At 60.6% G+C, this 25,083-nt stretch carries 24 protein-coding genes and 1 tRNA gene; 12 read left to right on the top strand and 13 right to left on the bottom strand.

Annotation, left to right across the window (positions count from 1 at the left end):
- The first annotated feature begins 71 nt into the window (after positions 1-71).
- Entirely contained in the window at positions 72-1,493 is a 1,422-nt protein-coding gene (locus tag PMI03_RS16870) for an MFS transporter (protein WP_007695473.1), read from the top strand.
- 52 nt (positions 1,494-1,545) lie between these two features.
- Here the strand turns inward: PMI03_RS16870 and PMI03_RS16865 are convergent, their stop codons facing one another.
- From PMI03_RS16865 to PMI03_RS16850, 4 genes are all read right to left on the bottom strand, one after another.
- Entirely contained in the window at positions 1,546-1,938 is a 393-nt protein-coding gene (locus PMI03_RS16865; protein ID WP_007695472.1) for a lysozyme inhibitor LprI family protein, read from the bottom strand.
- Positions 1,939-2,263: 325 nt separating this feature from the next.
- Positions 2,264-2,340: transfer RNA gene (locus PMI03_RS16860), tRNA-Arg, on the bottom strand.
- Positions 2,341-2,464: 124 nt separating this feature from the next.
- The gene (locus PMI03_RS16855) at positions 2,465-3,985 is read right to left on the bottom strand and encodes a HAMP domain-containing sensor histidine kinase (protein ID WP_007695470.1); all 1,521 of its coding nucleotides are present in this window, start codon (positions 3,983-3,985) and stop codon (positions 2,465-2,467) included.
- A 169-nt stretch (positions 3,986-4,154) separates the two neighbouring features.
- Positions 4,155-6,146, bottom strand: a complete 1,992-nt coding sequence (locus PMI03_RS16850) for a methyl-accepting chemotaxis protein (RefSeq protein WP_007695468.1) — start codon at positions 6,144-6,146, stop codon at positions 4,155-4,157.
- Positions 6,147-6,572: 426 nt separating this feature from the next.
- Between PMI03_RS16850 and rpmH the strand changes: the two genes are divergently transcribed.
- Genes rpmH through yidC form a run of 3 tightly spaced genes read left to right on the top strand, consistent with a single transcriptional unit; the run spans position 6,573 to position 8,931 of the window.
- Entirely contained in the window at positions 6,573-6,707 is a 135-nt protein-coding gene (gene rpmH / locus PMI03_RS31135) for a 50S ribosomal protein L34 (protein ID WP_046794124.1), read from the top strand.
- A 20-nt stretch (positions 6,708-6,727) separates the two neighbouring features.
- A complete protein-coding gene (rnpA, locus tag PMI03_RS16845; protein WP_034520160.1) occupies positions 6,728-7,129 on the top strand; it encodes a ribonuclease P protein component in 402 nt (133 codons plus the stop codon).
- Positions 7,129-8,931, top strand: a complete 1,803-nt coding sequence (yidC, locus tag PMI03_RS16840) for a membrane protein insertase YidC (protein WP_007695464.1) — start codon at positions 7,129-7,131, stop codon at positions 8,929-8,931. Before rnpA ends, yidC begins: the two co-directional genes overlap by 1 nt.
- 108 nt (positions 8,932-9,039) lie before the next feature.
- Here yidC and PMI03_RS16835 read toward each other — a convergent pair whose 3' ends face one another.
- The gene (locus tag PMI03_RS16835; protein ID WP_007695462.1) at positions 9,040-10,014 is read right to left on the bottom strand and encodes a hypothetical protein; all 975 of its coding nucleotides are present in this window, start codon (positions 10,012-10,014) and stop codon (positions 9,040-9,042) included.
- 44 nt (positions 10,015-10,058) lie between these two features.
- The gene (locus PMI03_RS16830; protein ID WP_012650879.1) at positions 10,059-10,904 is read right to left on the bottom strand and encodes a GyrI-like domain-containing protein; all 846 of its coding nucleotides are present in this window, start codon (positions 10,902-10,904) and stop codon (positions 10,059-10,061) included.
- 157 nt (positions 10,905-11,061) lie between these two features.
- Between PMI03_RS16830 and yihA the strand changes: the two genes are divergently transcribed.
- Positions 11,062-11,721 (top strand): ribosome biogenesis GTP-binding protein YihA/YsxC, encoded by a 660-nt coding sequence (gene yihA / locus PMI03_RS16825; RefSeq protein WP_007695459.1) that lies wholly within the window; start codon positions 11,062-11,064, stop codon positions 11,719-11,721.
- Positions 11,722-11,794: 73 nt separating this feature from the next.
- Here the strand turns inward: yihA and PMI03_RS16820 are convergent, their stop codons facing one another.
- The 3 genes from PMI03_RS16820 to PMI03_RS16810 form a co-directional block, all read right to left on the bottom strand.
- Positions 11,795-12,352, bottom strand: coding sequence for a fasciclin domain-containing protein (locus tag PMI03_RS16820; protein ID WP_007695457.1), 558 nt, complete (start codon positions 12,350-12,352; stop codon positions 11,795-11,797).
- A gap of 109 nt (positions 12,353-12,461) precedes the next feature.
- Positions 12,462-13,172, bottom strand: a complete 711-nt coding sequence (locus tag PMI03_RS16815; RefSeq protein ID WP_007695455.1) for an anti-sigma factor domain-containing protein — start codon at positions 13,170-13,172, stop codon at positions 12,462-12,464.
- A complete protein-coding gene (locus PMI03_RS16810; protein ID WP_012650878.1) occupies positions 13,169-13,708 on the bottom strand; it encodes a sigma-70 family RNA polymerase sigma factor in 540 nt (179 codons plus the stop codon). Before PMI03_RS16810 ends, PMI03_RS16815 begins: the two co-directional genes overlap by 4 nt.
- Before the next feature lie 181 nt (positions 13,709-13,889).
- On the opposite strand from PMI03_RS16810, the gene argB reads away from it, so the two are divergent.
- Positions 13,890-14,777 (top strand): acetylglutamate kinase, encoded by an 888-nt coding sequence (argB, locus tag PMI03_RS16805; protein WP_007695451.1) that lies wholly within the window; start codon positions 13,890-13,892, stop codon positions 14,775-14,777.
- 63 nt (positions 14,778-14,840) lie between these two features.
- Here the strand turns inward: argB and PMI03_RS16800 are convergent, their stop codons facing one another.
- Positions 14,841-15,683, bottom strand: coding sequence for an oxidoreductase (locus PMI03_RS16800; protein WP_007695449.1), 843 nt, complete (start codon positions 15,681-15,683; stop codon positions 14,841-14,843).
- 150 nt (positions 15,684-15,833) lie between these two features.
- Between PMI03_RS16800 and PMI03_RS16795 the strand changes: the two genes are divergently transcribed.
- Positions 15,834-16,730, top strand: a complete 897-nt coding sequence (locus PMI03_RS16795) for a LysR family transcriptional regulator (RefSeq protein ID WP_007695447.1) — start codon at positions 15,834-15,836, stop codon at positions 16,728-16,730.
- Here PMI03_RS16795 and PMI03_RS16790 read toward each other — a convergent pair whose 3' ends face one another.
- Positions 16,731-17,501, bottom strand: coding sequence for an isocitrate lyase/phosphoenolpyruvate mutase family protein (locus PMI03_RS16790; RefSeq protein ID WP_007695445.1), 771 nt, complete (start codon positions 17,499-17,501; stop codon positions 16,731-16,733).
- 221 nt (positions 17,502-17,722) lie between these two features.
- Here PMI03_RS16790 and PMI03_RS16785 point away from each other — a divergent pair, with 221 nt between their 5' ends.
- The gene (locus PMI03_RS16785) at positions 17,723-18,427 is read left to right on the top strand and encodes a pyrimidine 5'-nucleotidase (RefSeq protein ID WP_007695444.1); all 705 of its coding nucleotides are present in this window, start codon (positions 17,723-17,725) and stop codon (positions 18,425-18,427) included.
- Positions 18,428-18,540: 113 nt separating this feature from the next.
- A complete protein-coding gene (locus tag PMI03_RS16780; RefSeq protein ID WP_007695443.1) occupies positions 18,541-19,176 on the top strand; it encodes an EF-hand domain-containing protein in 636 nt (211 codons plus the stop codon).
- A gap of 63 nt (positions 19,177-19,239) precedes the next feature.
- Here PMI03_RS16780 and PMI03_RS16775 read toward each other — a convergent pair whose 3' ends face one another.
- A complete protein-coding gene (locus PMI03_RS16775; RefSeq protein ID WP_007695442.1) occupies positions 19,240-20,112 on the bottom strand; it encodes an LOG family protein in 873 nt (290 codons plus the stop codon).
- A 213-nt stretch (positions 20,113-20,325) separates the two neighbouring features.
- Here PMI03_RS16775 and dapD point away from each other — a divergent pair, with 213 nt between their 5' ends.
- The 3 genes from dapD to PMI03_RS16760 all read left to right on the top strand — a co-directional run bounded on the left by dapD (position 20,326) and on the right by PMI03_RS16760 (position 23,132).
- Positions 20,326-21,183, top strand: a complete 858-nt coding sequence (gene dapD, locus PMI03_RS16770) for a 2,3,4,5-tetrahydropyridine-2,6-dicarboxylate N-succinyltransferase (protein ID WP_007695441.1) — start codon at positions 20,326-20,328, stop codon at positions 21,181-21,183.
- 169 nt (positions 21,184-21,352) lie between these two features.
- Entirely contained in the window at positions 21,353-22,546 is a 1,194-nt protein-coding gene (dapE, locus tag PMI03_RS16765) for a succinyl-diaminopimelate desuccinylase (RefSeq protein ID WP_007695440.1), read from the top strand.
- Positions 22,533-23,132, top strand: coding sequence for a hypothetical protein (locus PMI03_RS16760; protein ID WP_007695433.1), 600 nt, complete (start codon positions 22,533-22,535; stop codon positions 23,130-23,132). Before dapE ends, PMI03_RS16760 begins: the two co-directional genes overlap by 14 nt.
- Positions 23,133-23,313: 181 nt before the next feature.
- Here the strand turns inward: PMI03_RS16760 and mqo are convergent, their stop codons facing one another.
- The gene (gene mqo / locus PMI03_RS16755) at positions 23,314-25,032 is read right to left on the bottom strand and encodes a malate dehydrogenase (quinone) (protein ID WP_007695431.1); all 1,719 of its coding nucleotides are present in this window, start codon (positions 25,030-25,032) and stop codon (positions 23,314-23,316) included.
- Positions 25,033-25,083 lie beyond the last annotated feature (51 nt).

Here is a 25,083-nt window from a genome sequence, read left to right as displayed (position 1 = left end):
TAACTGACAGGCATCCTAGTAATTGACCTGCCATTTCCATACCGAGCCATCAAACATGAGGGCATACACCCATGTCGACCCTATCTCACACCTCAACTTCGCAAGCGCCGATGAGCGCAGGGGCGAGAGGCGCCCTGCTTGTCCTGTGCGGAGCGATTTTCCTCGAAGGCATCGATGTCGCTATGCTGAATGTGGCCTTGCCGGCAATCCGCGCCGAGTTGAGCCTCTCGACCACGACGCTCAGTGCCGTCGTCAGCTCCTATGTGCTCGGCTATGCCGGCTTCATGCTGCTCGGCGGCCGCGCGGCCGACATTTTCGGCAAGCGGCGGGTATTTCTCTCCGCGCTCGCCGTGTTCATCGCCTTCTCCGGTCTCGGGGGCTTTGCCACCGAAGGCTGGATGTTGCTGACGGCGCGCTTCGTCACCGGCATCGCCTCGGCCTTCATGACGCCGGCCGGCCTGGCGCTGATCATGACAAACTTCCCGGAAGGGCCGCAGCGCAACAAGGCAGTCCTCATTTACGCCGGCACGGCTGCCGGAGGCTTTTCGCTGGGGTTAGTCGCCGGCGGCCTGCTTTCCGCCATCGACTGGCGGTGGGTGTTTTTCGCGCCGGTCATTCTTGCCAGCCTCATCTTCATCCTGACGCCGCGCCTGGTCGCCGACGACCATCAAAGAGACCATAGCCAGCGCTTCGATATGTTGGGGGCCGTCATCCTCGCCGGCGCCATGCTGACCGCTGCCTACGGCGTGACACGGCTTGAAAACCCCAAGCATGGCCTGGAGTGGACCCTTGCCGCCTTTGCCGCGAGCGCAATCCTCTGGATTGCCTTTATCGCCATCCAACGGAAGGTCGTAATGCCGCTGGTGCGCCTCGGCATCCTGCGCTCGCCTTCGCTCGTCCGCGCCAATCTCAGTGCCTTGTTCTTCGCCGGCTCGTTCTTCGGCTTCCAGTTTCTGGCGTCGCTCTACCTGCAGGAGCTGATGGGCTGGACATCGCTGCAGACAAGCCTTGCACTGTTGGCGATCGGCGCCGACGCTATCCTCGCCCCGACCGTGACGCCGTGGCTGGTCAATCGCTTCGGTAATATCAAGGTCATTTTCGGCGGGGTGCTGCTGGCGGCATTGTCCTATGCCTGGTTCCTGCAAGTGAGCCTCGACTGGACCTATGCGGCAATGTTCCCTTCGATGATCCTGCTTGGCCTTGCATTCTCGCTCGCCTATGGCCCGCTGACCATTCTGGCGACGGACGGGATCGACGAAAGCGAGCAGGGTCTGGCCAGCGGCCTCGTGAACACGGCCTTTCAATTCGGCGCGGCACTCGGACTGTCGGCGGCAAGCGCCGTCGGTGTTTTGGCGCTCGGCGCGGAAACCGACGCCGACTCTCGCCTCGAAGCCCTGCGATTGGCACTGCTCGTGCCCGTGGTCGCAACCGTCATCGGTCTCGCCGTGACCGCGACCGGATTAGGCCCATGGCGAAAGGCTGCTCACGGATGAGCGATATCGCCCGATTGCATCGATGTCAGGAACGATAATCCCGGTTGAAGGACTACCGATTTTGCCCGACACGCTTTTCAAGTTCGAGCGTGCGCGCGGTCAAATCGTCCAGCTCAAACCCCTGAGACACGAGAAGAGCCGCCGATCCGTCATTGGGATCGGCGGCAAGACGGTGCGCTTCCTGCAAATGATGTTTTAGCCAAGCGCGCTGCTCACCCTGTAACCGCAAGCGTTCAGCACCATGTTTGCGATCCGTCAGGATATTGTAGGCCACATTCAATCTGGCATCGAACTTGTCAATCTCGACTTGCCCACATTTCAGCATTTCCGAGGTGACCCCCTCAGACCGATCGACGCACGCTTTCATTTCGTCCTCACTCTGCGCCATCGCGGGATGAGTCGTCATCATGGCTATAATTCCGACAAGGAAAACATATCGGAGCATGGAAGCAGTTCCTTGATCTCAAAACCAGAATGCAGATTTGGATATGTCTGTTTCGGCACGCTGGATGATGTCTGCTTTCAAGAAGCAGCAAAGCTGACCCTAGTGCCGACACGCGGCGCATAGCCGTCGTCTAACGGCAAATATGCGAGCTTTGCCTTGGGTCAAGATGCGTCATTCCGCCACAAGCGATTCGAACTTTTCATCGCCGATCACCGCCGCTACGACGCTTTTTCGCCTGTTGGCTATTTGCCAGCCCACACGGGGTTGTAGTTCCGGCCGCAACGGGCAGCAATTTTCGATATTGATGCTTTGGAAGTGGAAGAAATGGCGCACCCGAAGAGATTCGAACTCCTGACCCCCAGATTCGTAGTCTGGTGCTCTATCCAGCTGAGCTACGGGTGCGTGGCCGAGACGGTGTAATCCGTTGGCGTGGCGGTTCTCTAAAGCGTCCTTCCGGGGAATGCAAGTGGGTTTGTGAAAAAGATCGCGATTTTCACAGAAGCGGAGGCGAAGAAGCTGAAAAACCTCAGCTTTCGTGAGCGCTGCGGCTGCGGTAATCGTCAAGCGATACAGGGCGATCCGGTATTTCGATGCGGAACTGCGTGCCGGCGGCGGGTTTTTCCACCAGGGCAATGGTGCCGCCATGGGCCAGCACCAGCTCGCGGGCAATCGCCAGACCAAGGCCGGTGCCGCCGGAGCGCGCGGAGCCACGGAAGGCGGTAAACAGGTTTTCCCGTGCCTTCTGCGGCATGCCCGGGCCGGTGTCGTCGACGGTGATGCCGACGACACTGCCGATACGATGCCCTGAAACCGTGATGCGGCGAATGCTGTCTGGCTCGGCATCGCCGAAGGCGACCAGCGCCTGATGGGCGTTGCGGCAGAGATTGTGGATGACGCGGAACAGTTGCTCGCTGTCGGCATCGACGACCAGATCCTGGCTCACCTGCTCGACGAACTCGATGCCGCCATCGGGATCGATCGCCAGGATATCGCGCACCTCGTCGATCAACTCGTGCAGATGCACCCGGCGGCGGCGCGGCGCTGATTCGGAGGTCTGGCCGTAGGATAGGACCTCGGTCGTATAACCGACGGCGCGGTCGATGGTGCGCAGGAGTTTCGGCGCGAAACGCTTGACCATGGGGTCGTCGACATCGACCAGACGGTCCGACATCAGTTGCGCCGCCGACAGGATGTTGCGCATGTCGTGGTTGATCTTCGACACGGCAAGGCCGAGAGCAGCGAGGTTCTTCTGCTGCTTCAGCGTCTTTTGCAGTTGCGACTGCATGGAGGCGAGATGGCGGCCGGCCACGGCAAGCTCGTCGCGTCCTTCATCCGGCACCAGCACGCGGCTCGGATCTTCCGGATCGTCGGAATAGGCCTGCATGCTGTCGGTCAGCCGACGAATCGGGCCGATCATCATGCGGTTGATGGCAAAAAAGATCAGGGTCGCCGTGAACAGCGAAATCAGGATCGACATCAGGAAGACGCTGCCGGAATAGGCGAGCATGGCATTGCGCAAGCGCGTGTCCTTCAGCACCACCTCGATGCCGGTGCCGGCATCGCCACCGACCGGGCCGAAGACACGGATGATCCGGTTGCCACCGAACAGCAGCGTGTCCAGCGCGTCACGCATCGCTGTCGGCAGCGAAACATTGCTCAGATCGTACTGCTCGTCGACCGAGGCCGGCATCTCGGCGGTCGCCAGCAGCCGCGAGGTTCCGTCCTTGCGCAGCACGATGGCGCGCGTTCCCGTCGCCATCAGCGTTTCCTTCTGAAGCGCGCGCGGGAGTTCCACCGGCTGAAGACCGTCGATGACGGTCGCAGCCGCGGCGGCCGTGTTCAGCCGGTCTTCCAGCCAGCGCAGCCGCATGTTGGCGACCGACGGCACGAAAATCAGCACTTCGGCAAGCAGGATGAAAAAAATGGTGAGGATCAGGAGTTTGCCGGAGAGGCCGCCGAAAATGCCGGTGGGCCGGCAGAAACGGGCATGACCACGCGCCTCAGCCTTGTTGGCCGTGCCGAGGTTCCTGTCCTGCTCACTATCCATTTCAGCTGTCCCGCTTTGCTGCAAAGCGATCTGATGACGACATATCGAAAGCGGATAATAGGGGATTGCGGCGCGTTTTCCAATCGCTTCCGTGACAGACGGCAAGATTGGCCGTCGCAGGAGCGGAAAAGGCGCATTCGCGTACCCTTCCAGCTCCTGTACTGATGGATCAGAATTCCTGTGTCGCCGCTGCGCCACCGCCAAAGGCGCTGGCGATCTTGCCGATCATGCGGTGTGCCGGCGATGCCACGGCGCGATGGGTCTCCGCGCGCGCCGAGACCGGTGCGGATGCCGCTACCGTATCCGTGTCGACCTTGAAGCGGGCGACAAGGCGAACGAGGCCGTCCGCCTCCTCCGAAAGACGGTGGGTGGCGGCCGAGGTTTCCTCAACCATGGCGGCGTTGCGCTGTGTCACCTCATCCATCTGGTTGACGGCCTTGTTGACTTCGGTCAGGCCTGTCGCCTGTTCGCGGGCAGCCGTCGCGATGGAATGAATGTGATCATTGATCTTCAAGACGCGCGCCTCGATGGTCGCCAGCGCCTCGCCGGTTGCCTGCACGAGCTTGACGCCCACTTGCACCTCGCTGCCGGATTTGCTGATCAGCGCCTTGATATCCTTGGCAGCCGTGGCCGAGCGTTGCGCCAGCTCGCGGACTTCCTGGGCGACGACGGCGAAACCCTTGCCGGCATCGCCGGCACGGGCGGCCTCGACGCCGGCATTCAGCGCCAAAAGATTGGTCTGGAAGGCGATCTCGTCGATGACGCCGATGATCTGGCTGATCTCGCCGGATGCCTGCTCGATACGCCCCATGGCATCGACGGCATTGCGCACGACCGTGCCCGAGCGAGCGGCATCTTCCTTGGCATCCGTCACCATGACGCTCGCCTCCCGTGCCCGCTCGGTCGAGCTTTGCACCACAGCGGTAATCTCGTCGAGCGCCGCCGAAGTCTCTTCCAGCGCGGCGGCCTGCTGCTCGGTGCGCCGCGACAGGTCGTCGCTGGCGTGACCCAGTTCGCTGGTATTGGCGTTGATCGAGCCGGTCGTCTCGCGCACCTCGCGCATGGTGCTCTTCAGTGTCATGAGCGTGGCGTTGACGTTCTGCTGCAGCTCGGCGAAGGCGCCCTGGAATTCGCCCTGCATGGTCTGGGTCAGATCGCCGTCCGCAAGGCTCGCAATGACGCGGCGAACCTCGCTGGTGCCCGTATCCACGCTCACCAGGAGTTCGTTGATGTTGCCGGCGAAACGATTGAGGTTGACGTCCTCGTAGTCCTTGTCGATGCGGCGGCTGAAATCGCCGGCCGCTGCCGCCGCAACGACGATCGACATGTCGGACTGCAGCTCATCGTTCCGGGCGCGCATCGTCGTTTCCTCGGCATTCATGCGCTGCACTGTCTTGCCGTTCTGCTTGAATATATCGACGGCGGCGGCCATCTCGCCGATTTCATCCGCGCGTCCTGCGAAGGGAACCTCCACGTCGAAATTGCCGTCCGCCACCTGCTTGATGGTTTCCGTCACCTTGCGGATCGGGCGGCTCAAATGCACGGTGCCGATATAAGTGCCGAGGCCGGCGCCCGCGGCGATGCCCAACACCGTGATACCGAGCACAGCCCAAAGGACCGTTTGGTGGAAAGCGTCGATTTCAGCGCCGATCGTCGCGAGCTCGGCCTTATCAGCCTTGACGACGGCATCGATCTCGGCCTGGAAGGCCTTGCGGTTGGCACGGTTGGCATCATTGTTGCCCTGCTTGCTGGCGGCATCCGGGCCGTCCGACAGGGCGAGCCTTACGGTCTCTGACCGGAATGTGCGGAATTCCTGGGCCCGATCCTGCAATTTGGCGAATTCCGCCTTCTGTGCTTCGGGAACCATCGGCAGCCAGATGGCAAATGTGCTGTCGATTTCGTCGAGATCCTTCATCAACCCATCGGCGAAACCCTTGGCATCCTTGGCGGCGGCGGAGGCATAGATACCGCGCGCTTCCATAACCACGGCGGTCACGACACGGTTCAGATGCTCGCCCTGATAGGCGCGGCTCGCTGCCTGTTCATAGGCCCGCATCTGCCGTTCATATCGGTGCACGGCATAAAGAGCGGTTACGCCGATCAAAAGCGCGGCTCCGGCCATCACACATACAAGCAGATTAATCTTGCCACGAATCTTCAACGACATGCCTCCTGGAAGCGGAAGCCATCCCCTCGAAAACTTGGGCTTCCCGCAATACCCCTAAATATCCACTAAAATCATTAATGTTATATTGCGCTATTTTTAATATAAATTCCGAAACACTTTCCGATACTTAGTGTATATTTAAAAATAACACTTTTAATATTATAAAATACGAAACTACCAACTATCCGGAATCTCAGCGCCGTTACGCCGGCAAGACAAAGCCGCGCTCGACCCAGGACACCTGGCCTATAGGAATCTGCGGAGGTATAATTGACTTCCGGGGCCATGATCCGTATAAGCCCGCGCACGTCCGGTCATGGAGCCTGCATTTGCGGGCCAAGTCCGTTCGTCATAATCAACAACGCTCCTTGCTTTTAAAGCAAAGCTCAAGAAGGGCCGCACTCCGCGGTATTCAAATAAATGAAGCGTACTTACCAACCATCCAAGCTTGTTCGCAAGCGTCGCCACGGTTTCCGTGCACGCATGGCAACTGCTGGCGGCCGCAAGGTTCTTTCCGCCCGCCGTGCCCGCGGTCGCAAGCGTCTTTCGGCCTAAGGGCCGGAATGCCCGAGAAGATGGCGGGCGAATTGACGAATGAACGATCCAAAAAGACTGTCGGGCGGCTGAAAAGCCGGCCGCAGTTTCTTGCTGTCCGCCAGGGCGAAAAGCGCAAGGGAAGTCTCTTCCTCATCGAAGCGCTGGACCGCAAGCTCACCGATGCCGAACCCCGCGTCGGTTTTACCGTTACCAAAAAACATGGCAACGCGGTGGAACGCAACCGCATGCGGCGCAGGCTGAAGGAAGCCGTGCGGCTTCATGCCGGGTTTGCAATGCAGCCCGGACACGACTATGTGGTTGTCGCGCGGCGCGAAGTGCTGACCGCATCCTTCGAGAAACTCGCGAACGAACTCGTTCAGCGCATCGAAACCAGGCCGAAACATCGGCGGCCGGAAACGGACCGTTCCAGGAAAGTATGATGGAAAATAAACGCAATTACTTCATAGCAATTGCCCTGTCTGTGCTGATTGTTCTCGCTTGGCAGTTTTTCTACATGAACCCGCGTCTCGAAGCGCAGCGCAAGGCCGAACAGGCCGCGAAGCTGCAGCAGCAGACGCAGCAGGCTCAGACGACGCAGAACCCAGCCGCCGGCGCCACCGTAGACGGCGCAGCGCCGTCGAGCGGCCAGAGCGCACCGACGACGCTGACCCACGATCAATCGGTTGCCAAGTCGGCCGCCTCGCGCGTCGCCATCGACACGCCCGCGCTGTCCGGCTCCATCAATCTGGAAGGTGCCCGCTTCGACGATCTGCAGCTCAAGGCCTATCATGAGACGGTCGACAAGAGCAGCCCGATCATCACGCTGTTCAGCCCGGCTGACACCAAGGACGGCTACTTCACCGAGCTCGGCTATGTCGGCAGCGACGCGACCGGCGCCGTTCCCGGCCCCTCGACCGTTTGGACGCTTGCGAGCGGCAGCAAGCTCACCGACAGCACGCCGGTGACGCTCTCCTATACCAACGACAAGGGCATCACCTTTACCCGCACCGTCTCGGTCGACGAACGCTACATGTTCACGATCACCGACAAGATCGCCAATAGCGGTCAGGCGCCGGTGTCGTTGTCGAGCTATGGCCGCGTGACGCGCTACAACAAGCCGACCACACCGTCGGCCTACGTCCTGCATGAAGGCTTCATCGGCGTCATCGGCGACGACGGCCTGATCGAGACCAAATATACCGCCGCCGAAAAGGAAGCCGTCAATCCCGCCAAGGCGACCGGTGGCTGGCTCGGCATCACCGACAAGTACTGGGCTGCCACGATTGTGCCGCCGCAGTCGGGTGCCTACGACGCGCATTTCTCGCATTTCGCCGATGGCCAGCCGCGCTATCAGGCCGACTACAAGCAGGATGCCGTCACCGTCGCCCCCGGCCAGTCGCAGGAGCTGAAGAGCCTCGTCTTCGCCGGCGCCAAGGAAGTGCCGGTCATCGACCGCTACGAGACGAGCTATTCGATCCCGAAATTCGACCGCCTGATCGACTGGGGCTGGTTCTATTTCATCACCAAGCCAATGTTCAAGCTGATGGATTTCTTCTTCCGCTACTTCGGCAATTTCGGCGTCGCCATCCTGTGCACGACCATCGTCGTCAAGGGTCTGTTCTTCCCGCTCGCCAGCAAGCAGTACGCCTCGATGGCGAACATGAAGCGCATGCAGCCGAAGATGGAAGAGCTGAAGGCCAAGTTTGGCGACGATCGCATGGGGCTGCAACAGGCGACGATGCAGCTCTACAAGGAAGAGAAGATCAACCCGATCGCCGGCTGCTGGCCGGTGCTCCTGCAGATCCCGATCTTCTTCTCGCTCTACAAGGTGATCTACATCACCATCGAGATGCGCCATGCGCCGTTCTTCGGCTGGATCCAGGACCTTTCAGCTCCCGATCCGACCTCGATCGTTAATCTCTTCGGCCTGCTGCCGTTCACGGCTCCGACGATCCTGCATCTCGGCGTCTGGCCGCTGATCATGGGCATCACCATGTTCCTGCAGATGCGGATGAACCCGACACCGCCGGATCCGACCCAGGCGATGATCTTCAACTGGATGCCGCTGGTATTCATGTTCATGCTGGCCAGCTTCCCGGCCGGTCTGGTGATCTACTGGGCGTGGAACAACACGCTCTCGGTGATCCAGCAGTCGATCATCATGAAGCGCCATGGCGTGAAGGTGGAGCTCTTCGACAATATGAAGGGCCTCTTCAAACGAAAACCGGCACCATCGAAATGACGAAAAAAGGCCCCGCGAGAGCGGGGCTTTTCTTTTTGGGGATATCGCGTGCGCGAGGCTATCCGTTTTCCCCGTGATCCCGGTGGTCTTGAAAGCCGGGCCGACCGGTCAGGGCTTGCCCGCTTCGATCAGATGCCGCCGGAAGAATGACAGAACGTCCGCATCGAATGACTTGTGAAAGGCTACTCTGTCAAAGCCGTTGGCGTCCTTGCAAATCTCCGGCAGCGACTGGGTAAGCGCCGGCGAGCAAGGTGCGAGAAAGGCGAAGTGCGCTGCGTTGGAGACGACGTGAAATTCGGGCTTTGCCGGCAAGTCGCCCGTAAGAGCTATGACGTTTTCCGGCAGCACGCCGTCGCCGCCATATTGCGAGCCCCAGAGCTGAACGGGTGCCTTGACATTCTTCAGGCTGTCCTTGGTCGAAAAGAAACTGAACGGATCGGCAATGACCAAAGCCTTGATGCGCGCATCTTGGGTCAGCGGCTGCGTCGGAAGCTCGTTGCGGCGGATCTGTCCGCAAATCGGCGCCGGTTCCGGGCATGAGACATGCGGATCGTGAAAATCCGGGATCGCTCCGGCAAGAACCAGGCCGGTATAGCCGCCGCGCGAAAAGCCGAAGAAGCCGATGCGGCTCGGATCGATCTTTGCTGCTTCCGGAGAGGCGTTCAGCATGAAATCGATGAGACGTTTGATATCTGTCGGTCGCTCGACGAAGACGGATATATCGCCCGATTGGCTCATGTCGGAAAAATTGTCGCGCGGATGGTTCAAGGCAACGACGACGAAACCGGCATCCGCCAGGGTTTCCGCTGTATCGTGATGGCCGAGAGAGCTGCCGGCATGACCATGCGAGATGACGACCAACGGCAGATTGTCGCCCACGATCGGGCAATTCCGGACACCAGAAACGACGATCGGTCCAAGCGTGATGTCCGCCGGCGCAACCGCGCAGGGCGACCAGATTAAGACACGGAGAGCAGGACCGCTTGCGTCCGCCGGGACTTCAAACGATTTCAGGCCCGCTGCGTGAGCCCACGTTGCGGTCAGGCAGACGACAATGAAGCATAGAAACTTTGTGAAATGCATTTTCTTTTCCCAAAATGAAAATCGAATGGGGTTGGCGCAATGCATCACTCGGCTGCGTCGCGAAGCGGAATCAGCAGATCGGTGGCGAGTTCGCTGTCGGCTACGTGCCTTGGGTGATTGAGATAAATCTCGAGCGCCGGGCGATCGTCAGGCTCGAGGCCGCTTTGCGGTAGCCATCCGCCGAAGAGCGTCTGAAACGTCGGAGAAATGAGCGCATAGGGGCCGATCAGCCGGTGCCGGGCATAGCGGCCGCCCGGCACGTCGCATCGTTCAAGCCCGTCCATCGCCACCGCATCGTTCGACAGGATCAGCCCGGCAAAATATCGGAAGCCGTCACCTTGATCCGGATCGCCATAGCAGACACCGATACGAGCAACGTCGTTCCATGCTATCCCACGCTCCGACGACCATTGTCGCAAACGCCGATAGCTATGTGGAATCGTTGTGAGCGGCCCATCGTGACGCACACCGAATACAGTCACCGGCTGCCGGTCGGCGATCGTCACCGGAGGAAGGCTCGTCGTGATCGACTGTTGCTGCATCTGGAAATCGGTCGGACTAAGCCCGGTCAGATTGCGAAAGGCGCGCGCGAAGCTTTGCGAGCTGTCGTAGCCTGCATCCAATGCCGTTTCCGTAACCGAGACGGTGCGGCCGGCCAATCGATGCGCCGCCTGGGCAAGCCGCACCCGGCGTATCGTGGCGGCAATGCTTTCGCCGGTCAGCGCGCGATAGAGCCGATGGAAATGGAATGGCGAGAAATGAGCGATGGCAGCCAGGCTTTCGATCGAATGCGGCGCCGATGGCTCAACCATGATCGCTTCGATGACGCGGGCGATGCGCCGGCGATAATTTTCTTCTGTGCTGGTCTTCATGAGGCCAAAGAGTAGCATGGCTCTCGCATATGCGCGGCGCAGGAATTGCGGATTTTGCGAGTGCCAGTCAAAATGCATCGCCAGAAGATCGTCGACGGGCACACCGATCAAAACTTGACTTTCGGCGGTAAAACCCCGAAGCCAGTCAGCAATTGAACCGGAAGACTGAAGCAGCATGGCAGAACAGACGACAAAAGACGACAAGCCGCTTTTCGGCCGCCCGTGGATCTTCATCCGCGGCGTGCCGGCGATGAAATTCCTGCCGCCGGAAGGGCCTCTGGAAGTGGCCTTCGCCGGACGCTCGAATGTCGGCAAGTCGTCGCTGATCAATGCGCTGGTCGGCCACAAGGGTCTGGCGCGCACCTCAAACACACCGGGCCGCACGCAGGAACTCAACTACTTCGTTCCCGACGGCTTTTCCGGCGAAGGCGGCGACCTGCCGCCGATGGCCCTGGTCGACATGCCCGGTTACGGCTATGCCGAAGCGCCGAAGGAACAGGTGGATGCCTGGACGAAGCTGGTCTTCGACTATCTGCGCGGACGCACGACGCTGAAGCGCGTCTACGTGCTGATCGACAGCCGCCACGGCATCAAGAAGAATGACGAAGAAGTCCTGGCATTGCTCGACAAGGCGGCGGTTTCCTATCAGATCGTGCTGACCAAGACCGACAAGATTAAGGAAGCGGGCCTGCCGAAGCTGCTGGCCGATACCGCCGAAAAAATCCGCAAGCGTCCCGCCGCCTATCCGGGCATTCTCTCCACCTCCTCAGAAAAGGGCGATGGCCTGGAGGAAGTGCGCCAGGCGATCCGCCTGACGGTCGGCATTCCCTTCTGAACACCTGACAGGAACAAAATGAAGCCGCCGCCCCCGACGCCCCGGGGAACGGCGGCCCTGCTGCCGACGTTCTTTACATTTTCGGCAACAACACCTTGTCGACCACATGGATCACGCCGTTCGACTGCTTGACGTCGGCGATGGTGATATGAGCGGTGCCGCCGGCCTCGTCGACCAGCGTCAGCTTGCCGCCTTTTTCCGTGGCCTTGATCACGCAGCCGCCGACCGTCTTCAGGTCATATTCGCCGCCATTGCCCGTCGCCATCTTCGCGATGGTGGCCGCCATGTCGTCACCGGCCACGACATGGCAGGTCAGGATCTTCGTCAGCGTTGCCTTGTTCTCCGGCCTCAGCAGCGTCTCCACCGTGCCGGGTGGCAGTTTCTTGAAGGCGGCGTTGGTCGGCGCGAAAACGGTGAACGGACCCTTGCCCTCCAGCGTATCGACAAGGCCGGCAGCCTTGACGGCGGCAACCAGCGTCGTGTGGTCCTTTGAGTTCACTGCATTCTGAATGATGTTCTTGCTGGCAAACATCGGCGCGCCGCCGACCATCGGGTCTTTGGCATAGGCGAGGCCGGTCGCGGCCGAGAGCGTTGCGGCAACTGCGGCGATGCGAATCACGGTCTTGATCATAGGTCTATCCTCTTCCTCTTTTGCCCCGATCTTGCGGGGTCAGAGCAAGGTACGGAGGCATAGGTGGAAGAGTTTCAGCCGCAGTTTCTTTTTCGGAAGAAAGATGCTCTCAGGGCAGGCGGATCGTGCCGGAGGCAATGACGTTGCCCGTGGGCTTGCCGGTCGGCGAGCCGCCGAAGGGCTCGACGCTGACGGCGATGATCGCGCCTTCGGTGAGCTTGCTATGAAGCTCCGACGGCAAAACGATCTCACCCTCGCCGGTCTGCGGCAGGATGCCGAGCGCCTCGGCCGGATCGCTGCCGCGAATCAACCAGAGCTCCAGCGATTTTTCCTGCGGCTGGCCGGCGGCAACCGGCGTTACCCTCAACAGCCCATTGGTGGCGTCATAATTCGCAAGCAAATTGATGGGGCTGTTTTGTCCGGCAAGAGACGCGCTGAGCTGCTTGCCCGGCGATGGCTGCGAGGTGTTGTTGGTGACGGTAAACATCAGGACGCCGATCGCGAGAAACAGCGAGCCGAAAGCGACCGAGCGCCAGAGCAGCAGCGAGCCCCAGACATGGGCGCCGAACGCAGTTTCTCCGAAGACACGTTTCTCGACCTTTGGAAATACCGAGGCCGGCGGTGCAACCATCTCGTAATCATCGTTGAACCCTGAAAGATTCTGCTCCCAGCGGCTGACGATCGCTGCGAACTGACGGTCGCTGCGCATGCGCCGCTCTACCTTCTGCCGATCCTCCAATGACAGCACGCCGAGCACATATTCTCCGGCCAGGACTTCATCACGGGAGCGGCCTCCCTTGCTTTGATCGGACGAACTCATCGGTCCAAGCACTCTCTCAGTCTGATCAGGCTTCGGCGCAGCCAGGTACGCATGGTATTCAAAGGCACCGAATATTGCTCGGCAAGTTCCTGGTAGCTCAGGCCCTCGACATAGGCGCTACGAACAGCTTGAGCCCGACCAGCTTCCAACTCTTCCATGCACCTGTCAATGCGCCTTCCCTCTCCCTTCACGATTGCCTGCTCCTCCGGACCGGGTTCGGTGTCGGCAAGATCATAGGCTGAGTCTATTTCGTCGGCTACGGGTTTTCGGGCGCGGATGGCATCGATCGACTGATTGCGTGCGATCGTCGTCAACCACGGCATCGCCGGCCCTTCCGACGCACGGAAACGCTCGGCCCGCTGCCAGATTTTCACGTAGACCTCCTGCAAAACCTCCTCTGCATCAGTCTTGCTGCGAAGGATACGCAAACAGACGGCATAGAGTTTCGGACTGGTCCGCCTGTAAAGCGCAGCAAAGGCTTTCTGGTCGCGCATCGCAACTCGGCCGATCAGTGTCTCTATCTCCTCATTCGCCATCCGCCCCCCGATCATGGCTCCCTCTCCACATCTTTAAGGGAAAGATGCGGGGCGGCAAGCTCGCTTGAAAAATGAAATATGGCAGAGGCGATGTGACGTAATAGAAACTAATCTTGTCATCATTATTCCCTCTGTCAAAAACTTGAGATAAAAGGCCGCGAACGATTTCACGGGGTGCCCCATGTCCGAAGCCCAAAGCGAACTCCAGGCCAGCCTGCTTGCCAAGGCCCTGCCCTACATGCAGCGTTATGAAAACAAGACCATCGTGGTGAAATACGGTGGCCACGCCATGGGCAATGCCGAGCTCGGCAAGGCTTTTGCGGCCGATATCGCGCTCCTGAAGCAGTCGGGCGTCAACCCGATCGTCGTCCACGGCGGCGGCCCGCAGATCGGCGCCATGCTGACCAAGATGGGCATCGAATCGAAATTCGAAGGCGGACTGCGCGTTACCGACCAAAAGACGGTCGAGATCGTCGAAATGGTGCTCGCCGGCTCGATCAACAAGGAAATCGTCGCGCTGATCAACCAGACCGGCGAATGGGCGATCGGCCTTTGCGGCAAGGACGGCAACATGGTCTTCGCCGAAAAGGCGCACAAGACCATCAAGGATCCGGATTCCAATATCGAACGCGTGCTCGATCTCGGCTTCGTTGGCGAAGTGGTCGAAGTCGACCGCACCCTGCTCGACCTGCTGGCCAAGTCAGAAATGATCCCGGTCATCGCTCCGGTCGCCCCCGGCCGCGACGGCGCCACCTACAACATCAACGCCGACACCTTTGCCGGCGCCATCGCCGGTGCGCTCAGCGCCACCCGCCTGCTCTTCCTCACCGACGTTCCGGGCGTGCTCGACAAGCAGGGCCAGCTGATCAAGGAACTCTCTGTCGCCCAGGCGCATGCGCTGATCGCCGACGGCACGATTTCCGGCGGCATGATCCCGAAGGTCGAGACCTGCATCGACGCTATCAAGGCCGGCGTCCAGGGCGTCGTCATCCTCAACGGCAAGACCGCCCATTCCGTGCTGCTCGAAATCTTCACCGAACACGGTGCCGGCACGCTGATCGTTCCCTGATAAGAAACGCACCTTTCCCCACGCAGAAAGGGTGCGTTTTTCCCGTTATCGCCGGCGACGCGTTCAACCGAAATCGGTCGAGCGCGTTAGGTTTTCCCAGGCGGTGATTTCCTCGCTGAGAGCGGCGATTTTCCCGCGCACCAGGTTCAGCGCGTCCGTGCCGAGCAGCAGATGAACGGGCGGATTGTCGGACGCCACCAGCGCCAAAATGGCTGCGGCTGCCTTTTGCGGGTCGCCCGCCTGATTGCCGTTTTTCTCCTCGCGCGCCTTTCGGATCGGATCGAATAGCGCGTCATAGTCGGCGATGCTGCGGCCGGAGCGGACCATGGAACGGCCGGCCCAATCGGTACGGAACGAGCCGGGTGCGACAGCCGTCACCTTGATGCCGAAATCCTTCACCTCTTTCGCCAGAACCTCGCTGATGCCCTCCAGCGCAAACTTGCTGCCGCAATAGTACGCGATTCCGGGCATGGTGATGAAACCGCCCATCGAGGTGATGTTGATGATGTGACCGGCGCGACGGCGGCGCATGAAGGGCAGGACCGCCTTGATCATCGCCACAGCACCGAAGACGTTGACGTCGAACTGGCGCCGCATCTCGTCGAGTGGCGATTCCTCCAACGTGCCCTCATGACCATAGCCGGCATTGTTGATCAACACGTCGATCGGACCGAGTTCAGCTTCGATGCGCGCAATCGCGGGCTCTATCGCGGTAAAATCGGTGACATTCAGAAGGATGGCTTTGGCGCGGCCCGGTGCAAGGGCCTCGAACTGCTCTTGACCGGAGGCGTTGCGGACTGTGCCGGCAACGCGGTGGCCAGCGGCGAGCGCCGCCTCGGCAAAGGCGCGGCCGAAGCCGGAACTGACGCCGGTGATCAGGAAAAGTTTGCTCTCTATCGAATTCATGGGAACGCTCCTTGCTGTCAGCGCGCTCGACGCTTGGCCGAGCGGTCGCGTGCTGCCTATGTGGACGCGGCGTGACTGACAGTCCAATATATTGCGGTGGCTTTATCCATATCCTAAAGATATCGCCTTACGCCGCTGGAAGAGAGCAGGATGGAACTACGCCACATCAGATATTTTCTCGCCGTCGCCGAGGAACTTAATTTCACGCGCGCGGCCCGACGCATCGGCATAGGCCAACCGCCCCTCAGCAATCAGATCCGCGATCTGGAGGAGGAAATCGGCGCACCGCTGTTTCGCCGCTTGCCGCATGGCGCCGAGCTGACGGAGGCGGGACAGGTTTTTCTGCGCGAAGCACGCGCAATCCTCACCAGGGCCGGGCAGGCGAAGGCCTTGGCGCTGCGGGCGGCGCGCGGCGAGCTCGGACGATTGCGGGTGGGCTTTACCGGTTCGGCGGCTTTCAGCCCTATCGTGCCGTCCTCCGTGCGCAGCTTTCGCCGCACCTATCCAGAAATCGACCTGACATTGGAGGAGGCCCATACGACACGGCTGCTGGAGCGGCTTGACGCCGAGGAACTGGATGCCGTCTTCATCCGGCCGGGTCGGACCGGTCCACCGGGTTTCCGATCGCATGTACTTGGCGAGGAAAGCATGGTGATCGCCCTGCCCTCCAGCCATCCCCTGGCAGAGGCGGACACCCTGCCGCTGTCGACTCTATCCGACGAGCCGTTTGTGCTCTTTCCGCGTGCCGCCGGCCCAAGCCTGTTCGACGAGATCATTGCCGCCTGCCGACGGGCAGGCTTCGAACCGATCCTGGGGCAGATTGCGCCGCAGATCACGTCGATCGCCAATCTGATCGCCGTGGAACTCGGCGTTTCGGTGGTGCCATTGGCCGTAGCCGAGATCCAGGTTCCGGGCGTCAGCTATATTCCCATCTCTGGCGATGGACCGGTGGCGCGGCTGGCGCTCGCAACACGCCGCGATGAATGCTCAGCCGTCGTGCGGAATTTCATTGCGCGCGTGTTGGCGACTAAAGCTGAACTCGGATGATCAGTCCTGCTGATAAAGCGCCTGGGCTTCGCTTTTCAGCATTCCCATCACCGAGCGGTAGGGCGCTGGGCCGTAGCTGATGCGGCTGACGCCGAGGCCGGCCATGGTGATATTGTCAGGGGTCGCCGGACGCACCATGATGTTGACCGGCAGGGGCGAACGATCGCAGAGCGCTTCAATCAGCTCCGCATCGACAAGGCCCGGCGCGAAGAAGCCGCTAGCGCCGGCTTCGGCAAAGGCATCGGCGCGGCGATAGGCCTCGTCGAGCAGCAGCTGGTGATGCGCGGTATCGCTTTCCTGTAGAAACAGATCGGTGCGGGCATTGATGAAGAACGGCATTTCCCGCCGGGTGGCCATCTCGCGGATGGCCCGGATGCGGGGCACCTGCGTCTCGATTGGATGAACGCCACGGCCGCCGATCACCTGATCCTCGAAATTGATGCCGATGGCGCCGTGATCCATGATCTTTTCGACATTGGTGGCGACAGCATCGGGCTCCAAGGCATAGCCGCCCTCGAAATCGACGGAGACCGGTAGGGGGCTCGTCACCGAAATTAGGCGGGTGATGACTGCCAGCAGCGACAGCGGCACGGCCTCGCCATCACCAAAACCATTGGCCGCCGCGACCGACCAGCTTCCCGTTGCCAGCGCCTTGGCGCCCGCTTCGGTCACTGCCTTGGCCGAACCGGCATCCCATATGTTGAAGAGGACCAGTGGATCGCCCTTGCGATGCAACCGAGCAAACCCTTCTGCCTTTTCCACCTGACTCATCTCATCCCCCTGCGCAAAAGCCCGATCGGGCACATCCTGCCCCTTGCACCCAGGAAACAGGGGCTCCTCTTCCACCTGACACCTAGCGCAAAGCCCCGAAAATCAACCTGCAAAACCATAGCCTGCATTGGAATGCCCGGCAATGTCCGCAATCTTGCCCCTCTATGCCGGAATCATATTTTGCTTTTCCTCGAGCGATGCCGCATGCCATAAGGCCACCCATGACCCAGACAAAGACACAGCCCAGTCCCGCCGATTTCTCCGATATCCGTGACTGGGTGTTCGACCTCGACAATACGCTCTATCCGCATCATGTCGATCTGTTCGCGCAGATCGACAAGAACATGACGGCCTATGTCTCAACGCTCCTGCAGATGGAGCGGGACGAGGCGCGCAAGCTGCAAAAGCAGTATTATCTCGAGCACGGAACGACATTGCAGGGGCTGATGATCCATCATCGCATCGACCCCAACGACTTCCTGGAGAAGGCGCATGCGATCGACTATTCGGCGCTGATGCCGCAGCCGGAACTGGCCGCCGCCATCAAGGCGCTGCCGGGACGCAAGTTCATTTTCACCAATGGCAGCGTCAGCCATGCGCAGGCGACCGCCGGTGCGCTGGGCATCCTCGATCACTTCGACGATATCTTCGACATCGTCGCCGCCGATTACGTGCCGAAACCGGCCGGCAGCACCTATGACAAGTTCATGAGCCTCAACCGGGTGGATACGAAGCGTGCCGTCATGTTCGAGGATCTTCCGCGCAATCTCACCGTACCGAAGGCACTCGGCATGAAGACGGTCCTGCTGGTGCCGCAGAACCTCGAGGGCACCGTCGTCGAATGGTGGGAAAAGACCACCGGCGAGGACGAGCATATCGACTATGTGACCGACGACCTCACGGCCTTCCTCAAAACTTTGGTTTAAGGATTCATTAGGATCGGGTTACGAAAGTTTCATCCGCCTTACAGATGTTTAATTGGTCGTTTCTGACCGCCAGCCGTATCGTTTGACCAGTCCTCGACACGAAAGGAAAAACGATGAACGGGAAAAAACTTCTTCTGGCGGGCCTTTCCGCAGCACTCCTGGTCGGCGCTGCCGCGCAGGGCAGCTTTGCCGCACAACGCGGCCACGACGGCAGAGATGGCCGGGATGGTCGAGACGGTCCGCGCTTTTCGCCGGAAATCGTCTATGTTCGCATGCTGAAGCAGTTCGGCCAGCCTGGCGACACGAAGGTCACCAAGGATGAAGTCAAGGCCGGCGTCGACAAGATCTTCGATCAGATCGACACCAACCACGATGGCCAAATCACCCCCGGTGAAGTGCGCGCCTATCGTCAGGAGCGCATCAAGGAATGGAAGGCCGCACACGCCAAGGGCAATGACGATCAGGCCAACAACCAGGCCCAGAACGATCAGACCAAGGGCGACCAGGCTCAAAACGACGACAACAAGGGTGACAACGGCCCGCGTCATCACGGACATCGCGGCCGCTTCATGCACGAAGCCGGATTGATGCGTGGCATGATGCTGTTCCACCGCATCGACAAGGATGAAAACGGCCAGATCAGCAAGCAGGAAGCCGAAGACGCCGCCAACAAGTTCTTCGACCGCATGGACCGTAACCATGACGGCGTGATCTCGCTGGACGACATGCCGGACCGCCCGCTGCTCTAAATGACCAATCAGGTATGATTGACCATTGAACTGAAAAACCCGCCGAAAGGCGGGTTTTTCTTGTCAGTGTCCGTTGTCGTGCTCGTAAAAATCCGAGACGATCTTCCAGGCGTCCTCGGCCGTATCGACAAAGCTGATCAGCTTGACGTCGTCGGGAGCAATGGTGCCGAATTCGGCGAGCGCGTCGAAGTTGATGATGTCGCGCCAAAATTTTTCGCCGAACAGGATGAGCGGCAGGCGCTCCATGCGGCCGGTCTGGATCAGCGTCAGGCATTCGAACAGCTCGTCCAGCGTGCCGAACCCACCCGGAAACACAGCGATCGCCTTGGCACGCACCATGAAATGCATCTTGCGGATCGCGAAGTAGTGGAAATTGAAGCTGAGCTCCGGCGTCACATAGACATTCGGCGCCTGCTCGTGCGGCAGCACGATGTTGAGGCCGATGGAGGGGGCACCCTCCTCCGAAGCACCGCGATTGCCCGCCTCCATGACGCCGGGGCCACCGCCGGTGACCACGACATATTCATGGAAATCGAAGCCGGCGGAATAGCGCGAGCACAGCCGCGCGAATTTGCGCGCTTCCTCGTAGTAGACAGAGGCTGCTTCAAGATTGGCCCGCTGCACCTCGTTGCGCGCCGCCCAGGCGCTGGTGCCGGGGGCCGGAATGCGAGCACCGCCGAACATCACCACCGTCGACTTTATGCCGCGCTCGGTGAGATACATCTCGGTCTTCAGGAGTTCGAGCTGCAGGCGGATCGGTCGCAGCTCCTCGCGGCAGAGAAAATCCTCGTCGGCATAGGCGAGACGATAGGAGGGCGACATCGACTGTGGCGTCTTCGGAACGGATTCAGCCCGCTGCTTGTCGGCCGAGCTCGTCTTCAAGGGATCCCATACCCCATCCTTGCGCCTCAGCCTGCCATTCTTCGCCTTGCTCATTTCCAATGCCTTTCGATCGATCCTTCAAGGGCCGCCATACACCGCAGCGCGAGCGGCCGAGTATCGCATATGCCCCTCTAACGCCTTGAATCCAAGCTCAATCCGCACCGAAAAATCATTCCATTTTTCAGGCCCATGCTGTAGGACCAATCGACCGTATCTGCGGACACTCTTCCGATCGCAACGATAGCCATTGAAGTTTAAGGAATTCTCATGAGTGCCACCGACCTCGCCTCTCTCGAAAACGCCATCGAGGCGGCCTTTGAAAATCGCGACAATGTGAACGTCTCGACACGCGGCGAAGTTCGCGACGCCGTGGAAACTGCGCTGAACCTGCTCGACAGTGGCAAGGTGCGCGTGGCCGAGCGTGGTTCCGACGGCAACTGGACCGTCAACCAGTGGCTCAAGAAAGCCGTGCTGCTCTCCTTCCGCCTGAACGACATGCAAATCGTCGACGGCGGCCCCGGCGGCTCGACCTGGTGGGACAAGGTGCCGTCGAAGTTCGAGGGCTGGGGCGAGAACCGCTTCCGCGAGGCAGGCTTCCGCGCTGTGCCGAACGCCGTCGTCCGCCGCTCTGCCTATATCGCCCCGAACGCCATCCTGATGCCGTCCTTCGTCAATCTCGGCGCCTATGTCGGCGAAGGCACCATGGTCGACACCTGGGCGACCGTCGGCTCCTGCGCGCAGATCGGCAAGCATGTCCATCTTTCCGGCGGCGTCGGCATCGGCGGCGTACTGGAGCCGATGCAGGCCGGCCCGACGATCATCGAGGACAATTGCTTCATCGGCGCCCGTTCGGAAGTGGTCGAAGGCTGCATCATCCGCGAAGGCTCGGTGCTCGGCATGGGCGTCTTCATCGGCAAGTCGACCAAGATCGTCGATCGCGCCACCGGCGAGATCACCTATGGCGAAGTGCCGCCCTACTCCGTCGTCGTTGCCGGCGCGCTGCCGAACGGCAACACCATGGCAAACGGCCAGCCGGCTCCGAGCCTCTATTGCGCCGTCATCGTCAAGCGCGTCGATGAAAAGACCCGCTCCAAGACCGGCATCAACGAGCTGCTGCGCGATTGATATGACTTCGGGAGCGCGCCTCTTGGGGAAGCGCTCCGGCCCGCCGGCCGGGTGACGGCCCTTGCATGATCGGCTGGAACCGCGGCGGAAATTTTCAGACAATAATGGCCCACCAGTTGCCATAGCCTCGCCATCGCCTTGCCATCTCTCCCCGGATAAGTAGCCTCCGATGACCGCCACCGATCCCGTCGCCAATCTGCAAACCCTGATCCGCTGCGCCTCCGTGACGCCGGCCGAAGGCGGCGCGCTCACCGCGCTCGCCGACATGCTGCTGCCGCTTGGCTTCAAGGTCGAGCGCATGACGGCCAGCGAGGCGGGCACGCCCGATATCGAGAACCTCTATGCCCGTCTCGGCACCGAGGGGCCGCATCTGATGTTCGCCGGCCATACGGACGTCGTTCCCGTCGGCGACGCCGCTTCCTGGAGCCATCCGCCCTTTGCCGCCGACATCGCCGGTGGCGAACTCTTCGGCCGTGGCGCGGTCGACATGAAGGGCGGCATCGCCTGCTTTGCCGCCGCCGTCGCACGCCACATCGAAAAGCATGGGCCGCCGGCCGGCTCCATCTCCTTCCTCATCACCGGCGACGAGGAAGGCCCTGCGATAAACGGCACGGTCAAGCTGCTGCAATGGGCCGCCGAGCGCGGCGAGCAATGGGACGCCTCGCTCGTCGGCGAGCCGACCAATCCCGATCAGCTCGGCGATATGATCAAGATCGGCCGTCGCGGTTCGATCTCCGGCTTCATCACTGTTCATGGCGTGCAGGGCCACGCGGCCTATCCGCATCTCGCCGACAATCCGGTGCGCAGCATCGTCAAATTGACCGAGGCGCTGCTCGACCCGCCTTTCGACGCCGGCACCGACAATTTCCAGCCGTCGAACCTCGAAGTGACGACGATCGATGTCGGCAATGCCGCCACCAACGTCATCCCCGCCAAGGCGACCGCCGCTTTCAATATCCGCTTCAACGACACCTGGACCGTCGAGACCCTAAGGGCGGAGATTCTCGCCCGCCTCGATGCTGCTGCGGCCGATCAGACACTCCGTCCCGGTCGTGAGCCGACTAAGTATGACATCACCTGGTCCGACCGTCCGAGCCAGGTCTTCCTGACGCGCAACAATGCGCTGATCGCCTCGCTCTCCTCGGCAGTCGAAAATGTCACGGGCCATACGCCGAAGCTTTCGACCACCGGCGGCACCTCGGATGCCCGCTTTATCAAGGACTATTGCCCGGTGGTGGAGTTCGGCCTTGTTGGCCAGACCATGCACATGGTCGATGAGAGGGTGGCTGTCGCGGATCTCGAAACCCTGACCGAGATCTACGAGACCTTCATCCAGCGCTGGTTTGCGAATGCCGAGCTTTAAGGAAGTCCAATATTATCTGGCGGGCCTGTGGCTTCTGCTGCGCATGGACGCGCGAGGCTTCCAATATCTCGACATATCGGACCGTGGCATGCTGCGCTCCTTCTGGGCGATCCTCTGGAGCCTGCCGTCGATCGGCATTTCCTGGCTCTGGTGGCAGCAGGCCTATCTCACCGCCATGCCGCCGGAAACCTCGACCGGCATGGCCTTTTTCCTGCGTCTGGCGCTGGTCGAGGCGGCCAGCTGGCTGACGCCGCTGGTGCTCGCCGGCGTGCTGCTGATGATCTTCCGCTTCGGCGACAAATTCGCGCCTGTCGTCGTCGTCGTCAACTGGCTCGGCCTGCCGACGTCCTATCTCAACGCCCTCTTGATCGCGCTGCTGGCCTTCATCCCCGGCGCCAGCGGGCTAGTGGCCATCCTGTGGCTGGGGCTGATGATGGCGATCGTCTTTTCGCTTGCCCGCATGCTGAGGATGATCTGCGGTACCCATCCGCTTTTCATCGGCACCTTGACGCTGGTGCTGCTGATCCCGACCATGCTGCTGACTGATTTTCTGCAACGTTTCCTCGGCATCTATCCGCCGGGCTAGATGTCTGCTCCCGACATTGGACCGCGCATTATTCCCATAGGAATGGAGAGATGCGCCACGACGACAAAAGCGGTCCGCCAAGCGATACAACAAATAAAAAGCCGTAGCGCTCTTTCGAAGCGCTACGGCGTTGTGAACCTAGTTCCAAAGACGCATCAGAGCCGATCGTGCCGGAGCACAATCAGAGTGCCATATCCGGAACATGCTTGACTGCACCGTTCGGAGCACTCGTCCCATCGGGCTTTGCCAGCGCAGACGCATCGATGGCCGGCGAAGCGATGGCCAGTTGCAGCCGACCGGCCGTCGCGGCCCACTCTTTAGCAAGCACCTCAGGAGTCTCGTTCAGCTTCACGCCATAGCTCGGAACAATATTGTGGATCTTTTCCTGCCATTCGGCCGTCGCGAGCCGCTCGGCGAATACCTTCTTGAGCAGATCGAGCATGATGGGCGGCGCGGTGGATGCGCCGGGCGAAGCGCCGAGCAGCGCGGCAATACTGCCGTCCTTCGACGCAACGATTTCAGTCCCGAGCTTCAGGACGCCACCTTTTTCTTCGTCGCGCTTGATGATCTGAACACGCTGGCCAGCCTGCCATAGGCGCCAATCTTCCGCCTTGGCATGCGGGAAATATTCGCGCAGCGCCGCCAGACGGTTCTCATCGGACAGCATCAGCTGGCCCGCCAGATATTCGACAAGGCTGAACTCATCCAGGGCCACCCGGATCATCGGCCAGATATTGTCGAGCGTCACCGAGGCGGGCAGATCGAGATAGGATCCCTCTTTCAGGAACTTGGTGGAGAAGGTCGCGAAGGGTCCGAACAGAACCACCCGCTTTCCGTCCAGCATGCGCGTGTCGAGATGCGGCACGGACATGGGCGGCGCACCGGTTGAAGCCTGGCCATAGGCCTTTGCCAGATGCAGGCTTGTCACATCGGGATTGTCGCAGACGAGGAACGAGCCGCCGACGGGGAAGCCGGCGTAATCGTCACCTTCGGGAATGCCGGACATCTGAAGCAATGGCAGGGCAGCGCCGCCGGCACCAAGGAACAGAAACTTCGCGTTGATCGTGCCCTTGCTGGAGCCGTCCTTGGTATCCGCGTAGGTGACGCGCCAGGTGCCGTCTTCGTTACGCTCAATCGCGTGCACTTCCGAAGAGGTGTGCAACTTGAAGGTCGACTGGCTCTTGAGATGCGCGACATATTGCCGGGTGATCTCGCCGAAATTCACGTCTGTTCCGAGCGGGCACCATGTCGCCGCGATGTTCTGCGAGCGGTCGCGCCCTTCCATCATGAGCGGAACCCATTTCGCGATCTCGTCGTGATCGCGCGAGAACTTCATGCCGGAAAAGAGCGGGCTTGCCTTCAGCGCCTGATGACGCTTTTCCAGGAAGTCGGTATTCTTGTCACCCCAGACAAAACTCATGTGGGGCGTCGAATTGATGAAAGAACGCGGGTTTTTCAGAACACCCACATCCACTTGATGGGCAAAGAACTGGCGGGATATCTGGAAGGATTCGTTGATCTCGACCGCTTTGCTGATATGGACGGTGCCGTTCTCGTCCTGGGGCGTGTAGTTGAGTTCGGCTAGAGCCGAATGGCCGGTCCCGGCGTTGTTCCAGCCGTTGGAGCTTTCCAGTGCGACATCATCGAGCCGCTCAAGCATTTCGATCGTCCAGGAGGGCTCCAGCTCGGTCAGGAGAACACCGAGCGTCGCGCTCATGATGCCACCGCCGACAAGGAGAACATCCACTGCTCTCTCGGCAGGGGCAGCCCAGCTGGGCAGTGCGGGAAGGCTGAAAGCAGCGGCGCTGGCGGCTGCGGATCCAAGAAGTTGCCGCCGGCTCATCTCAATGGTGGAAGAGCGTTCGGCGCGCGTCTTGATGCTCTTGGGATTGTTGGGCATCGCTAATCCTGCCTCATATCATTCGGCTATAGATCCTCCCGGGCGAGGCTA

This window comes from Rhizobium sp. AP16 (genome assembly GCF_000281735.1).
Taxonomy (GTDB): Bacteria; Pseudomonadota; Alphaproteobacteria; order Rhizobiales; family Rhizobiaceae; genus Rhizobium; species Rhizobium rhizogenes.
Note: the sequence above shows the minus strand (reverse complement) of the source record. Positions and strands in the feature narration are given on the sequence as shown.

Excerpts from the sequence above, each read along its gene's own strand:
- PMI03_RS16870 (WP_007695473.1), top strand. The coding sequence starts at position 72 with ATGTCGACCCTATCTCACACCTCAACTTCGCAAGCGCCGATGAGCGCA.
- PMI03_RS16865 (WP_007695472.1), bottom strand. The coding sequence starts at position 1,938 with ATGCTCCGATATGTTTTCCTTGTCGGAATTATAGCCATGATGACGACT.
- PMI03_RS16855 (WP_007695470.1), bottom strand. The coding sequence starts at position 3,985 with ATGGATAGTGAGCAGGACAGGAACCTCGGCACGGCCAACAAGGCTGAG.
- rpmH (WP_046794124.1), top strand. The coding sequence starts at position 6,573 with ATGAAGCGTACTTACCAACCATCCAAGCTTGTTCGCAAGCGTCGCCAC.
- rnpA (WP_034520160.1), top strand. The coding sequence starts at position 6,728 with ATGGCGGGCGAATTGACGAATGAACGATCCAAAAAGACTGTCGGGCGG.
- yidC (WP_007695464.1), top strand. The coding sequence starts at position 7,129 with ATGGAAAATAAACGCAATTACTTCATAGCAATTGCCCTGTCTGTGCTG.
- PMI03_RS16835 (WP_007695462.1), bottom strand. The coding sequence starts at position 10,014 with ATGCATTTCACAAAGTTTCTATGCTTCATTGTCGTCTGCCTGACCGCA.
- PMI03_RS16830 (WP_012650879.1), bottom strand. The coding sequence starts at position 10,904 with ATGCTACTCTTTGGCCTCATGAAGACCAGCACAGAAGAAAATTATCGC.
- yihA (WP_007695459.1), top strand. The coding sequence starts at position 11,062 with ATGGCAGAACAGACGACAAAAGACGACAAGCCGCTTTTCGGCCGCCCG.
- PMI03_RS16820 (WP_007695457.1), bottom strand. The coding sequence starts at position 12,352 with ATGATCAAGACCGTGATTCGCATCGCCGCAGTTGCCGCAACGCTCTCG.
- PMI03_RS16815 (WP_007695455.1), bottom strand. The coding sequence starts at position 13,172 with ATGAGTTCGTCCGATCAAAGCAAGGGAGGCCGCTCCCGTGATGAAGTC.
- PMI03_RS16810 (WP_012650878.1), bottom strand. The coding sequence starts at position 13,708 with ATGGCGAATGAGGAGATAGAGACACTGATCGGCCGAGTTGCGATGCGC.
- argB (WP_007695451.1), top strand. The coding sequence starts at position 13,890 with ATGTCCGAAGCCCAAAGCGAACTCCAGGCCAGCCTGCTTGCCAAGGCC.
- PMI03_RS16800 (WP_007695449.1), bottom strand. The coding sequence starts at position 15,683 with ATGAATTCGATAGAGAGCAAACTTTTCCTGATCACCGGCGTCAGTTCC.
- PMI03_RS16795 (WP_007695447.1), top strand. The coding sequence starts at position 15,834 with ATGGAACTACGCCACATCAGATATTTTCTCGCCGTCGCCGAGGAACTT.
- PMI03_RS16790 (WP_007695445.1), bottom strand. The coding sequence starts at position 17,501 with ATGAGTCAGGTGGAAAAGGCAGAAGGGTTTGCTCGGTTGCATCGCAAG.
- PMI03_RS16785 (WP_007695444.1), top strand. The coding sequence starts at position 17,723 with ATGACCCAGACAAAGACACAGCCCAGTCCCGCCGATTTCTCCGATATC.
- PMI03_RS16780 (WP_007695443.1), top strand. The coding sequence starts at position 18,541 with ATGAACGGGAAAAAACTTCTTCTGGCGGGCCTTTCCGCAGCACTCCTG.
- PMI03_RS16775 (WP_007695442.1), bottom strand. The coding sequence starts at position 20,112 with ATGAGCAAGGCGAAGAATGGCAGGCTGAGGCGCAAGGATGGGGTATGG.
- dapD (WP_007695441.1), top strand. The coding sequence starts at position 20,326 with ATGAGTGCCACCGACCTCGCCTCTCTCGAAAACGCCATCGAGGCGGCC.
- dapE (WP_007695440.1), top strand. The coding sequence starts at position 21,353 with ATGACCGCCACCGATCCCGTCGCCAATCTGCAAACCCTGATCCGCTGC.
- PMI03_RS16760 (WP_007695433.1), top strand. The coding sequence starts at position 22,533 with ATGCCGAGCTTTAAGGAAGTCCAATATTATCTGGCGGGCCTGTGGCTT.
- mqo (WP_007695431.1), bottom strand. The coding sequence starts at position 25,032 with ATGCCCAACAATCCCAAGAGCATCAAGACGCGCGCCGAACGCTCTTCC.